Source organism: Pedobacter sp. P26 (genome assembly GCF_050632135.1).
In the GTDB taxonomy this organism is placed as follows: domain Bacteria; phylum Bacteroidota; class Bacteroidia; order Sphingobacteriales; family Sphingobacteriaceae; genus Pedobacter.
The window spans coordinates 4,853,234-4,866,185 of sequence record NZ_CP192574.1; the positions used below are offsets into that span (position 1 = coordinate 4,853,234).

The 12,952-nt window shown below is 40.0% G+C and carries 11 protein-coding genes; 3 read left to right on the forward strand and 8 right to left on the reverse strand.

All coding sequences use genetic code 11. The annotated features are described in order from the left end of the window. Positions 1-47: 47 nt before the first annotated feature. From ACQ86H_RS22585 to ACQ86H_RS22595, 3 genes are all read right to left on the reverse strand, one after another. On the reverse strand, positions 48-656 hold the full coding sequence (locus tag ACQ86H_RS22585) for a sodium:solute symporter family transporter (RefSeq protein ID WP_431292569.1): 609 nt from the start codon (positions 654-656) through the stop codon (positions 48-50). Then, positions 614-865 carry a hypothetical protein gene (locus ACQ86H_RS22590; RefSeq protein WP_431292570.1) on the reverse strand — a complete coding sequence of 84 codons (252 nt, stop codon included), beginning with the start codon at positions 863-865 and terminating at the stop codon, positions 614-616. Before ACQ86H_RS22590 ends, ACQ86H_RS22585 begins: the two co-directional genes overlap by 43 nt. 100 nt (positions 866-965) lie before the next feature. Next, the gene (locus tag ACQ86H_RS22595) at positions 966-3,434 is read right to left on the reverse strand and encodes a PIG-L family deacetylase (RefSeq protein WP_431292571.1); all 2,469 of its coding nucleotides are present in this window, start codon (positions 3,432-3,434) and stop codon (positions 966-968) included. Positions 3,435-3,721: 287 nt separating this feature from the next. On the opposite strand from ACQ86H_RS22595, the gene ACQ86H_RS22600 reads away from it, so the two are divergent. Further along, a complete protein-coding gene (locus ACQ86H_RS22600) occupies positions 3,722-5,059 on the forward strand; it encodes a sigma-54-dependent transcriptional regulator (RefSeq protein WP_431292572.1) in 1,338 nt (445 codons plus the stop codon). 183 nt (positions 5,060-5,242) lie between these two features. On the opposite strand, the gene ACQ86H_RS22605 is transcribed toward ACQ86H_RS22600, so the two are convergent. Further along, entirely contained in the window at positions 5,243-5,695 is a 453-nt protein-coding gene (locus ACQ86H_RS22605) for a hypothetical protein (protein ID WP_431292573.1), read from the reverse strand. Positions 5,696-5,741: 46 nt separating this feature from the next. On the opposite strand from ACQ86H_RS22605, the gene ACQ86H_RS22610 reads away from it, so the two are divergent. Further along, entirely contained in the window at positions 5,742-6,725 is a 984-nt protein-coding gene (locus ACQ86H_RS22610) for an ABC transporter substrate-binding protein (RefSeq protein ID WP_431292574.1), read from the forward strand. After that, on the forward strand, positions 6,722-7,375 hold the full coding sequence (locus ACQ86H_RS22615) for an ABC transporter substrate-binding protein (protein WP_431295450.1): 654 nt from the start codon (positions 6,722-6,724) through the stop codon (positions 7,373-7,375). The genes ACQ86H_RS22610 and ACQ86H_RS22615 overlap by 4 nt, the downstream gene beginning before the upstream one ends. A 369-nt stretch (positions 7,376-7,744) precedes the next feature. On the opposite strand, the gene ACQ86H_RS22620 is transcribed toward ACQ86H_RS22615, so the two are convergent. The 4 genes from ACQ86H_RS22620 to ACQ86H_RS22635 form a co-directional block, all read right to left on the reverse strand. Further along, positions 7,745-8,647 carry a transposase gene (locus ACQ86H_RS22620; RefSeq protein WP_431295335.1) on the reverse strand — a complete coding sequence of 301 codons (903 nt, stop codon included), beginning with the start codon at positions 8,645-8,647 and terminating at the stop codon, positions 7,745-7,747. Further along, positions 8,566-9,036 (reverse strand): hypothetical protein, encoded by a 471-nt coding sequence (locus ACQ86H_RS22625; protein WP_431292575.1) that lies wholly within the window; start codon positions 9,034-9,036, stop codon positions 8,566-8,568. The genes ACQ86H_RS22620 and ACQ86H_RS22625 overlap by 82 nt, the downstream gene beginning before the upstream one ends. A 307-nt stretch (positions 9,037-9,343) precedes the next feature. Next, positions 9,344-11,428 carry a S9 family peptidase gene (locus ACQ86H_RS22630; protein WP_431292576.1) on the reverse strand — a complete coding sequence of 695 codons (2,085 nt, stop codon included), beginning with the start codon at positions 11,426-11,428 and terminating at the stop codon, positions 9,344-9,346. Between the two features lie 81 nt (positions 11,429-11,509). After that, positions 11,510-12,943 (reverse strand): SusD/RagB family nutrient-binding outer membrane lipoprotein, encoded by a 1,434-nt coding sequence (locus tag ACQ86H_RS22635; protein ID WP_431292577.1) that lies wholly within the window; start codon positions 12,941-12,943, stop codon positions 11,510-11,512. Positions 12,944-12,952: the final 9 nt, after the last annotated feature.

The following is a 12,952-nucleotide window of genomic DNA, read 5'->3' on the forward strand; positions in this document are numbered from 1 at the left end:
ACCGATTAAGAGGATAGCAAACTGCATCGGTATTTTAACCAATCCATTTAATAATAATCCCATTTTAGCATTGGTATTGTCTTTCGCGGTAATATATCTTCCAACCTGGCTCTGATCTGTGCCGAAGTAAGACAGTGCGAGAAAAAACCTCCAATTAAACCACTCCAGATATTGTATTTATCCTTCCAGTCGAAATCGGTGGTAATTACATTTAATTTACCCGATTTCCCGGCCAGGTAAAGCGCATCTTTAAATCCGATTCCATCAGGCATGTGCAGCACCAAAAGGTATCCGGCGAATGCCATGGTACCCAGGATAATCAAAAACTGTAGTTTTTGTGTATGTGCAATTGCCTTAGCTCCGCCTACATAAGTATAAATCAATAAAATGCCGCCGGTAAGGATATTGGTTAAATAAATATTCCAGTTTAAAACACTGGATAGGATTATACTGGGTGCGTAAATACTGATCCCCGTTGATAATCCACGCGAGAACAGAAATAGCAATGAAGTTAAAACCCTTGTTTTTTTATCAAAACGATTCTCCAAATATTCGTAGGCTGTATATACATTTAACCGTTGAAAAATCGGGATGAAAGTAATGCAGATCACAATCATTGCCAGGGGCAGACCAAAATAATACTGCACGAAGCGCATGCCATCAGTATAGGCCTGCCCTGGTGCTGATAAAAAGTAATCGCACTTGCCTGTGTAGCCATAATACCCAATAGCACAATGTACCAGGGCATTTTATTATCGGCCTTTAAATAGGATGCATTACTTTTTTGCCCGCGACCAATAAAAACGCCATAGGTTACCACAGCAAGTAAAGTAAATATCAGTACGGACCAATCGATATTACTCATGCCCAGAATTTAGTAAACAGGTAATAAAATACAATCTGAAATACCAGTGCAAGTGCCAAAAGGATGTACCAGGTGTTCCAGTTTTTAAGTCGGTTTTTCATCACTTCCCGGCTGATAAAAAGTTAAAGAACAACCTGGCTGCGCCAACATTTCCGGCGGGCAATTGTCTAAAAAATGCCAGAGGCGTATAAATGAAATTTCCCTTGCCATATTTAGCATACAGGGTTGAGCCTCGAAGCGGCTCTTCACCGGTATCGTTCATTTCGAAAAGGGGTTCGTATTTGGCATCCCATTGATCAGGGAAATAAGCTCCACGCTCCTGCACCCAGCCTTTAAAATCCTCGGCAGTAATTTTATTCGGATAATTTAAGAGTTTATGGCCAGGGTTCAAGAATTTAACCTCCGCATTTTCTTCGGTAACCCTTTTGCCACTAATCGAGAATGGATAAATCCCGAAATCCTGTAAGGCCATGTCCTGTGTGGTATTGTACTGCATTACAATGGTTCCGCCATTTTCTACATAATTACGCAATGCAGTTTGCCAGTTTTTAATCCTTTTCTCAGTATTGATCATCCTTACACCAGTTACCACGGCATCATAAGTGGCCAGTTTTGAAGCATTTAGGATATCGGCTTCATTAAGTACATCTACTTGCAAACCAGCCTGTCTTAAAAATTCAGGGATTAAGTCGCCTGCTCCTTCAATGTATCCAATTTTTTTGGCCAATACCTTCACATCGCCTTTGATCAACCAGGTGGTAGCGGGCACAAAATACTGCAAGGTTGGTAAATGCGGGTATTGGATCAATACCTGACCTTTGGAATATTCATTCGCTTCTGACGAGAAAACAGCTTCAAGCTTATTCTGACTGGTTTTTATTTTGGCCAGATCTTCAACCGGGATCAGAAAATCTTTGGTGGTGATGGTATTCTCTGGCAAATTGATTCCCTGAAAGGTTTTTATCACCTGATTGCCAATCTTAAAACTCACTTTACCATAATTGATGTTTTTATTTGCTCTTAAACGGAGTGTAACACTTAACGCTTCTTTTTCTTTAGCAAAATAAACAGGCTCGGCAAAACTCAAATCAAGCGGTGGAATAATCCGCAGGGTTTCTACAACGTCACCTTTAACAGGATCTAATTTTTTATAAGATAAGGGCAGTTTAATCTCAAATTTTTCATTTTCAATCTTTAGCGACAACAACACATTAAGTGGCGACTGCATTTCTGGTAATCCGATTAAGGTATCGTTGGCAACACTGAAAGTCGCAGCATCTTTTGCTGGTTTGGCCAGCCAATAAGGTTCGGTAATTGCCGCATCAGCTGGAACCTGAATTTTACGTTCAATGGTAATCAGCGAATCGTTAGATAGAGTCCTGTTCAGGTTATCTGTTTGGTTTAACCAGTTTACACTTACTAACGTTACCGGAGTGGCTGATCTCGAAATTAAATTTAAACGGAAATTATATCCATTGCCTGCTATGGCTTCGGGCTGGTTTGTAACCACTTCGCCCATAAAACCTGCACAACTTAAAATAATCTGATCGATAGCCGCCAGTTTATCTTTTCTTAACCCCGGATCCTGTAATTCGGCAATTTTCTTTCTCAGCATCAACAGTCCATGCAGGCTTTTATCTGGCTGGTTGTAATTGAAAGATAACAACACAATGTCAATCAGTTCATCAATATCACCAATTCCTTTTTCCGACCAGTTAAGGTTTAATCCATCAAATAGTGTCCGCTTTGCAGGGTCGCCCAAAATATTGGTAAAATACTCAGTGCGTACACCAGCCACGGATTGTGTTCCTGCGCCCTGGCTTTTATGCAGACTTCGGCTTAAACCGGCCAACTCGCCATACCCCATGCCCAACTGTGCATCGTACTGACCAACGGTTACTTTTAACTGATTCTCGGCTGTAGTGTTTACAGATCCGAACCTGAAGGTATTCCACAACAATCTTTTTGGTTGCCAAACTGAAACGTATTTCAGCTGGTTGGGAAACATATTTTTATCGGCGGCAGCTTTGAAAGCCTTTTCTGCAACAACTGCAGAAGCAGCATGCTGTCCATGTCCTGCAGCAACGGTAGGCGGGAAACGGCAGATGATCACATCAGGTCTGAATTTTCTGATTACCCAAACCACATCAGCCGTAATGCTATCGGCATCCCACTGTTTAAAAGTATCGTTGGTATTTTTTGAAAAACCAAAATCAATGGCCCGGGTGAAAAACTGTTGTGCACCATCTAACCTCCGTGCTTCCAAAAGTTCGTGCGTTCTGATCAGGCCCAGGGCTGCGCCTTGTTCGGTACCCAAAAGGTTTTGCCCGCCATCTCCCCTGGTAAGTGATAAATAGGCCGTTTCTACATTTTGATCGTTAATTAACCACGAAAGTAAGCCTGTATTTTCATCATCCGGATGGGCTGCTAAATATAAAACTTTAGGCAGGTGTTTTAAGGTTTTGAGTTCTCTATAAATCTCTGAAGATTTTGCCGGGCGAACTTGTTGCGCCGCACAGAACATTACCGGTAAACATAGGGTGAATATGGCAGTTAATCTTTTAAACATATTATTTGTTTTGCGAAATTCAAATATGCTCAAAAAGCTTTTACTTTAGTGCCTCCGAAACGAAAAAGGTACAAATTAGTTTGGTCTGAAGTCCTGAGTCCATAGCCTAAAGTCTTAAGCGCCATCCATTGCCTATTACCCACAGACCATTATTTTTAGTATCCTTTCATTCTGTGAAGATACAGAACCAGGGAATTTCAAAACAAGTTTAACCTTTACTAGTTTTTTATCCAAATTTTATCTGCCTCGGTGTTTTTATCCTTAATATTGCAGCATAAATTTAACCTATGAATGGGATGGTCCTCATCATTGATGATGAAAAGAAAATTTGCAGTTTACTTTCCAGGATTATAGAGCTCGAAGGTTTTAAAACCTTACAGGCCAATACCGGAAAAGAAGGGCTAAAGCTTTTAAAAAGTAATGACGTTAGCATTGTCATCAGTGATGTAAAGCTTCCCGATGTAAATGGTGTTGCGCTGGTTAAAGATATCAAAGCCATAAAACCTTACGTAGAAATTATTAACCTTACCGCTTATGGCACCATTGCCGATGGTGTTTTGGCTATCAAAAATGGGGCATTTGATTATCTCGTAAAAGGCGACGATAACGAGAAAATTATTCCGCTTTTATACAAAGCGATGGATAAATCAAATCTGCAGCGCAGGGTTTCCGATCTCGAAAACAAAATCACGAGGAAACATAGCTTCGATACAATTATCGGTCAGTCAAAAACATTAAAGGAAGCCGTTGATCTGGCAAAAAAAGTAAGCACAACCGATACTACCGTTTTATTGCTTGGTGAAACCGGAACAGGAAAAGAAGTTTTTGCACAGTCTATCCATTACGAAAGTCTTAGGTCAGCAAAACCATTTGTGGCCTTAAACTGCAGTGGTTTTAGTCCGGATTTATTGGAGAGCGAATTATTCGGATATAAAGCCGGGGCCTTCACGGGTGCCAATAAAGACAAGAAAGGGTTATTGGAAGAAGCAAATGGCGGTACTTTGCTGCTGGATGAAATCGGCGAGATGAACCTCGATTTGCAAGCAAAATTGTTGCGTGTTCTGGAAAGCCAGACTTTTATCAAAGTAGGCGATACCCAAACACAACAGGTAAACGTTCGGATTTTAGCGGCCACCAATAAAGATTTAAAAGCTGATGCACTATCAGGAAAATTCCGGTCTGATCTCTATTACCGGCTTTCAGTTTTTACCATCACCTTGCCTCCACTACGTGAGCGTAAAGCCGACATCCCTGCACTCGCCGCGTACTACCTGAAAGAATTTGCCAATAAGGTAAATCGACCAGCACCAAAAATGGACGATAAAATCTTATCCATATTGAGCGAACACAGTTGGAAAGGAAATATTCGTGAGTTAAAAAATGTAGTCGAGCGTTTAGTTATTTTATCAGATGGCGATGTATTAAGTGCCACGGCTCTCCCACCCGAATTCTTTGAGTTTACACCAATAGAAAACGATTATAACCTGCAACAAATAGAAAAACAGCATATTCAAAAGGTGCTTATCCACACTAAGGGGAACAAAACTGAAACTTCAAGGTTATTGGGAATCGGTTTAACTACACTTTACCGAAAAATAGAGGAATACCAGATAAGGGAGGTTTGAAGGACGGAAGGTTGAGGGGGCGGAAGGTTTATGATGCATAAATCTGGCCAGGCCATACTCATACTGTCAGATATTCTGATCTAATAGATACTATATTTAGCCGATAAGTATTGAAAAACTTAAAGTTGGAATGTTTTAACGTTGCAAATTTAGTCTCAAATCTCATATCTAACATCTCAAATCCTAAGCGCCAAACCTGATCCACTTGTCGCCTTCATGGCCGAAAATAAAGGACCCCGGATGCAACATCTCAGCAATATCTTCTATTAGAGAAACGGCGTTTTCTGCAGTTCTCTCGCGTTCTACATCATCGTTCAATAGGATTATCCGGTTATTTTTTACGGCTGGCCAATCGGCATCTAATACAGAAGGAACTTCCCGCATTAAATCAGTAAGCGTTTTGCCCGGCTGATAATAAATGATGAAAACGGCACTTAAAATATCGGTTTCTAACATGCCTCCTGCCAATGCAATTTCTTCTGACAACAGATAGCCTGGATAATTACCGGTATCTATACAGGCTACAGGCATTTTATCCATAAATTTAATCTTGTGTTCCACTAAATCTAAACGTTCCTGCAATTCTTCCTGTTTAGCTTCATCGAGGCCAATAAATAAATCGTTTAAAAAAGACATCTGCATTAAATTTATTAATTTGTGCAAAAATAACATTCCTGATCGCATGAGAGGCTCATTTAAGTATATATTTTGGTTTTTTTGTGTAATCTTATTCTTTTCATGTAAGGAGAATGCTGATCATCATGACAAAAAAGTATTCAACATCAACCTCGATCAGGGTTTAACCTCTATTGATCCGGCTTTTGCACGCAACCAGAATGCCATCTGGATGACTAACCAGATTTTTAATGGTTTGGTACAGATCGATTCATCCTTGCAAACCCTTCCCTGCATAGCCAAAAGCTGGCAGGTTTCGGAAGATGCACTTACTTACACATTTAATCTGCGCAATGATGTATATTTTCACGACGATCCGATATTTAAAAATGGAAAAGGCCGAAAAGTAGTTGCAAGCGATTTTGCATACAGTTTTTACCGGTTAATTGATCCAAAAGTGGCCTCATCGGGTGGGTGGATTTTTAGCGACAAGGTAAAGGATAAAAGCAATTTTATTGCGCTGAACGACTCTACTTTCCAGATTAAACTGGTACGCCCTTTCCCACCCTTTATGAGTTTGCTCACCACCCAATATTGCTCTGTTGTACCCAAAGAAGTTATAGAACATTATGGTAAAGATTTCAGGAGTCATCCTGTTGGTACCGGCCCTTTCAGATTTAAATACTGGAAGGAAGGGGAAATATTGGTGCTTTTAAAAAACGAACGTTATTTTGAAAAAGATGAAAAAGGAAAGGCATTACCCTATCTTGATGCGTTGAAAGCCAGTTTTATTACCGATAAACAAAGTGGATTTATGAGTTTCCTGAAAAAGGACCTGGATTTTTACTATAATGTAGATGGCAGTTATCGCGATGATATCCTGACCAAAAGCGGAAAGATGACCTCGAAATACAAAGGAAAATTTACATTGACCAAAAGCCCGTATCTGTGTACCGAGTATGTTGGTATTTTAGTTGATACCAGTCTTTCGATTGTGAAGAATTCGCCGTTGCGCTTAAAAAAATCAGACAGGCCATCAATTATGCTATAGACCGTGACCGATTGATTAAATACCTGAGAAATGGAATTGGTGTTGCGGCAACATCTGGTTTTATTCCTAAAGGTATGCCTGGTTTTGATAGCCTTGCTGTCCGGGGATATTCCTACAACCCAAAACTTGCTGCCAAACTTTTAGCGGAAGCTGGTTTCCCGGAAGGAAAAGGCATGGGAGAAGTCACCTTAAACACCACTACAACTTATAAAGATCTGATCGAATTTATTCAGGGGCAGCTTACTGCAGTAGGTATTAAAGTTAAGATTGATGTAAGTCCAAGTGCCAGCCTTAGGGATTTAATGTCTAAAAACAGTGTGAACTTTTTCCGAGGTTCCTGGCTAGCCGATTATGGCGATGGAGAGAATTTCCTTTCCATGTTCTACTCAAAAAACAAAGTTCCCTATGGACCAAATTACACCGCTTTTTACAACAAAGAGTTCGATGAGCTGTTCGAAAAAAGCTATTACGAAGCCGATAATGAAAAAAGGTTTGAGCTGTACCGTAAAATGGATCAGATCGTAATGGATTATGCCCCTGTTGTTCCGCTTTTCTACGACCAATCTGTAGTGATGCTGCAAAACAATATTAGCGGGTATTCCTTCAATCCGCTGAGCCTGATGATTTTGAAAAGAATTAAAAAGAAATAGAAGAATCGTCAACTTAAACGTTGTCAGTCTGAGCCTGTCGAAGACCTTTAACAGTTCTTCAATAAATATTGTTCTTTAATAAGCAACCATTGACAGATCCTTATAGAAAGATCGTCATCTAGATCCGATAGCTCCTAAAATCCGCATGTCTGTCTTAATCTGAATATTACTAAGTTCTAAAAATGAATATCACCTGATTTTATTCCACGATAATTATATTTACAGGCGGAAGTTCATTTTTGATTGGCATTTCTGAACAGATTTGGGATCTAAATTTTATTTTAGGCATAAAAATGAAATAGAGGTCCCCTCCTGGCTGTATTTCAGGTAACAATATTAGCGCTATTATTTCTTTTAGTGATCCTGGCCCTATGGGTAGCTATGATCTATTGAGTAAATTCTTAATTTCAGCTTTCTGCCTTGCCTAACCCATTTGGCTGGCCGGATAATGAATCTAAAAAGAAACTTTTTTAGTCTGAAACATGGCTTCAGCGTTTTTACCTTTTGTGAAAAATAATCAATGATTTTATTATATATGTTTCTGCAGATCGCTGTAAGATAAAGGAAAACCAGGTTTTTGTTTAATGTAGAGAAAGGCATGTTATTCCATCCAAAATCATTTTTAAGGATATCAAATTGCCGCTCCATCCTCCCTCTCTGATTATAAAAATGGACAAGGTCAACAACATCCATTTCAAAGTTGTTGGTTAGAATTCCCCTGTATTCATAGGCATCCTGGGTAATCAAATCTACCTGGCCATCTTTTTTCAATCTTCGTTTAGCAATCAGTCGATATGTCTGTGGCTGTTGATTTTGTTCCCTGGCCTGGTTTATAAAGGGAATGATGTCCGTGTACCCTACTTCCAGCAGGCCATTTTTGTCCTCCATCACTTTCCAGTTGCAAATTTGAGGAAAATATTTCTCGACATAGCTGTTTCTGCATCCTATGTAAAAGTGTTCTACCTTTTGTTGCAGCAAAGTAACTACCTCATACTGGTAGGATGCCGCATCTGCCCGAAAGTTTTTAATCTTTTTTACCTTCTTTGTTTCAAGCAGATTAAAAATTCTTTCCAGCGTATCCCTTTGAAATGACTTTGCGTCAGAATTTCCGTTTCTATTTTCGATATAAAGTACAAACTGCTCATTGACGGTACAAACACCTGGCTGATAGCCATAATCCCTTTTGTAGGTCATTTTACTGTCCTGTTTTTCATTGAAAATGATCGTGTTATCATAATCAAGGGTAAGTTCCTGGGAATCAAGAACCCCGATTTTTTGAGGACTTCCAGATTAAAGTTCTCAAGGGTCTGGTTGGTACAATATTGATGTGTAACCACACCCCGCTTGGTTACACAGGTTTTTGTTTCTTCGGTAAGCCCGGAGAGTCTTCTCAAAACAGTATCGGGGCTTGCCAGTCTAAGATAAGGATTGTCGAGAAAATGACTTTTTAAGTGGGTATGAAGATCTTCAACACTATCGCCGCCACAGAGAAAAACAGATTTAAGTGAGTAGAAAACATCCTTCCAGGAATACTTGCTTTGGGCAGCAACGCAGGGCAGATGGGCATGGCAAAGTTTATCGATTTCTAATTTGTTTAAGTAGTCAAAAACAAAATTTATGCCTCCGAAAGAGGATATTGGATTTGAATTTCTTATTTTCACAGCAGTAATATTGGTCAACACTAATTTAAGTGAATATTACATTGCTGCAAAACATTATTTATCAAGGTTTTGCAGCATCTTTTTTTAACCTGCGGACATTAGGAGCTATCGGATGTAGCGCAGCGAAATGGAGAGATCTTTTAACCTGAGTTCGATTAATAATGTGCTTAATTAGGTTATTTGGCGCTTGCATGAACGGTTGTCACCCTGAACTTGTTTCAGGGTCTTTATAGCAAGGCGGTTTAACAGGAAAGATGCTGAAATAAATTCAGCATGATGATCGCGTCAAAAAAAGTAACAGTAAAATCTATTTCTTCTCCATTAACTTCCTTTTAAGAAAATCGGCAGTTGCCTCACTCACCTTTAAACCGTTAGAAAACTTCATCCAGTGGTGGGTATCATCCGGAATAACTAAAAATTCGAATACCATTTTTTTATCCTCAAACCTTTTGGCCAGGTCTACACTCTGATTAAAAGCAACATTGCGGTCGTCATCTGCATGGATAATCAATGTTGGCGATGTCCAGGTGTTAATATAACTCACCGGAGATGATAATTTGGCAATACTTGCGGCTAGTGCAGCATCTGGGGCAGGTTCCTTTCCTTCGGCTCCCGGATTGCTAAACCGATAATTTACGCCATGGATATCTACGCCTGCTGCAAACAACTTAGCATCTTTTCCAAGCGCCAGCGCAGTTAAGTAGCCGCCATATGAGCCACCATAAATGCCAATTTTATTTTTATTGATGTTTTTCTGATTCGCTAACCATTCGCCTGCTGCTTTTATATCCTGATATTCTGCGGCTCCCTGCGCCCCGGCATTTAATGGTTTATGAAAATCAAAACCATAACCAATACCCAAACGATAATTTACAGATAAAACCATAAAACCGATATTCACCAGGTACTGGTTTAAAGCATAATCAATGGAGTAATAATCCATCGGGTTCCAGCCCAAAAGCATTTGCCGTTGAGGACCACCATGAACATATACGATTGCTGGCTTGTTTTTAGTTCCTTTTTTGGGAGAAAACAATTGTCCGTATACAATATTGCCGTCGGCTGCCTTGAAATTTACGTGCTTTGGAATTACCATTTCTTTGATGGGGAAATTGTTAGGGATAAGTGATTCGCCGATGAGTTTAACTGCCTTTTTATCATTTAATACAGCAGGTAAAAGCGGGCGTTCTGCTGTAGAACTTAGACAGAAAAAAGTACGGTTATCTCCCGAAATTACCGGATAGGCTTCAATACCTTTACCAAAACTCAATGCCTCCATGTTTGCCTTATTTACGGATACTTTGTAAATATGTCTCCTGTCTAAATCATCGGCTTCTTTACCTGTGTTTGCTGCAAAAACCAATGTTTTTTTATCATTGCTCAGTTTAACATTTTCAATGGCAAAATTACCGGGGGTAAGCAATAAACGGCCTGATCCATCAGGATTAACAGCATATAGGTGCGGCCAACCATCTTCATACGAAGTGAATATTATCTTACCGTCGGCCCATTGCAAATTGGTACCACCATCAATCGAAGGATAAGAGCCCCTGATCGTTTCGGGAGCTTTCCAAATCTGTGTTCCTTCTCCGGTATTTACGTTAAACGTCCATATAGCCCAGGGTTGATGTTTTCGGGTTAAAATCGAATCCGTTTCAATGCCTGTTCCTGCCGTGCGGATAAAAGCAATCGCATGGCCATCTGGCGACCAAACTGGTGCATTATCTTTAGAAAAAGATGGTAACAGCCACTGTATCGCGGTTTGCTGATCGGTATAAATACCTATAAAAGAATGATCGGTCCGGTTGGATACAAACACAATCTTCTTCCCATCCGGCGACCATCTGTAACCTGTGTTAATGCCTTTTGCATAAAACAGGTTTTTGGCCGGAAACGATCCATCAATGGGGGCAACCATCACCTGACCTGTTTTGCTAAACAGCACCTGTTCGCTATTTGGTGAAATAACGGGATTATCTCCTTCACCAATTGCAATAACTTTTCCACCACCAAAAGGCACAGCAAACACCTGTATTTTTGGTGCAATTGGAAATGAATTTGCGTTAACCGGTCCGCCATCTCTTCCACCATGATCTCCTCCACGTACAAATACAATCCATTTGCCATTTGCAGAAATAGATAAACTGGTTAATTCCTGCCCGTCATCATCATTATAACCGGTATTTTTTATTGCTTTGTAATCAGGCGCTTCAGCAGTATAAATATTTCTTTTTCCTTGCTCGTTTGTGGCCCAAGCGATTTTAGCGCCAACAGGCGAGGCTACCAGTTGTGTCGGAAAAGGATAACTTAAAACTGATTTCAGTGTAAAGTTTTGCGCAAAAATTTTAGCGGCAGATATTAGCAGGAGCAGGATAAGCAGCGATTTTTTCATTACTTAATATGGGGCAGATAAATTAAAAAAGCCCTAACCGATGTGCAGTTAGGACTCTGATTATTGTTTTTTATAAGCATGTTACTGATCCCACCACAGTTTGGTTGTTCTTGCCACATCTGCCGGAACATTTGCTCCGTTTTTACTACGTTCACCCTGTGGATAATCCAAACGACGGATAAAGGTTGGAAGCGCAAAATTAACTGGCAGGGTAAAATCCTTGTACTTGTAATCGAAACGACGGGCATCGTTCCATGCTTCAGGATTTAAATAGGTTGCAATGTATTTTTCTTTAAAAATCAGGTCTTTTGTTAAGTCCGCAGCACCAACACTAACAACAGGATTGGCCAGATAAGCATCTCTAGCAGTTGTTGAAACCGTTAATTTATCCATATTAGCACCAATACCAGCCAGATAAGCTGCGTAGGCTTTCGTTTTATCGGTATCGAAATAAGCTTCAGCTTCGATAAATTTCAACTCGGCATAGGTAACAATAAGTATTGGTGATGTGTTGCTGGTCCATGGAGAGTTACTAGAAATATAGCATTCATCTTTCGTGGTGTTTGCACCAGGTAATCGGTTACCGGCACCATTTACGGTTCCGATGTAAGTATTATTAACGGTTTTATCGGTAATTTTTTCGATGCGCGGGTCAAAAACGGTAAAAGTTTTACCGTTTAGGGCATCAATAAATTGCTCAGAAAGCCATCCACCCAGCGATTGTTGCGAATTGGATAGTGCCACATTCGCCCATGGATTACGCTCTTTAAAAGTAGCCATGCCAGCATCATCTGCATTAGTGGTAAAGGAATTACTTAGCGCTGCCAATACTGCTGCAGGATTATAAGAACTGGTTTTACTAATTTTGTTCAATAATCTGGCTTTTAAAGCATAAGCCATTTTTAACCAGTTTGCCCTTTCTGTGGCGGGAGTTTTTCCATAAATTAAATCGCTTGTAGGTGCCAGTTTAACTGTTGCATTGGTTTTGGCAAGTTCAGCAATGGCTTCATCCAATAGTACGATAGCCTGGTTATATACCTCCTGTTGTTTGTCGTATTTTGGCTTAAGGTTGTTGATATCGAAAGCCTGCGAAAACGGAGCATCTCCCCATAAATCATTTATCAGGGTAAGGTTATAGGCAATAATTACATCAGCCACACCTTTATATTCGCTGGAGCCTTGAGCAACTGCCAGTTTTTTCATTTCGTTAGCATCGGCCATGGCAAAATAAAGTGCATCCCAAGTAGTGCTAAAATCAATGGCCTGATAGGTATCACCAGCGGCGTTAGCTGAAGGACTGGCGGTATATTGCACATAAGGAGCGACAATACTTCCGATAAGGTAATTGTTATTTCCGATTTTGTAAGTTGATGTAGCCAACAGTGCATTGAGTGTTGGCACGGGAACCTGATTCGGATTATCAGACAATTTATCTAAATAATCGTCTTTACAACTCTGCAAACCTAGTGTTGCAATTATAGCTGCGCACCATGTATATTTTATAATTTTTTGCATCGTAATTCT

Excerpts from the sequence above, each read along its gene's own strand:
- ACQ86H_RS22585 (WP_431292569.1), bottom strand. The coding sequence starts at position 656 with ATGCGCTTCGTGCAGTATTATTTTGGTCTGCCCCTGGCAATGATTGTG.
- ACQ86H_RS22590 (WP_431292570.1), bottom strand. The coding sequence starts at position 865 with ATGAGTAATATCGATTGGTCCGTACTGATATTTACTTTACTTGCTGTG.
- ACQ86H_RS22595 (WP_431292571.1), bottom strand. The coding sequence starts at position 3,434 with ATGTTTAAAAGATTAACTGCCATATTCACCCTATGTTTACCGGTAATG.
- ACQ86H_RS22600 (WP_431292572.1), top strand. The coding sequence starts at position 3,722 with ATGAATGGGATGGTCCTCATCATTGATGATGAAAAGAAAATTTGCAGT.
- ACQ86H_RS22605 (WP_431292573.1), bottom strand. The coding sequence starts at position 5,695 with ATGTCTTTTTTAAACGATTTATTTATTGGCCTCGATGAAGCTAAACAG.
- ACQ86H_RS22610 (WP_431292574.1), top strand. The coding sequence starts at position 5,742 with ATGAGAGGCTCATTTAAGTATATATTTTGGTTTTTTTGTGTAATCTTA.
- ACQ86H_RS22630 (WP_431292576.1), bottom strand. The coding sequence starts at position 11,428 with ATGAAAAAATCGCTGCTTATCCTGCTCCTGCTAATATCTGCCGCTAAA.
- ACQ86H_RS22635 (WP_431292577.1), bottom strand. The coding sequence starts at position 12,943 with ATGCAAAAAATTATAAAATATACATGGTGCGCAGCTATAATTGCAACA.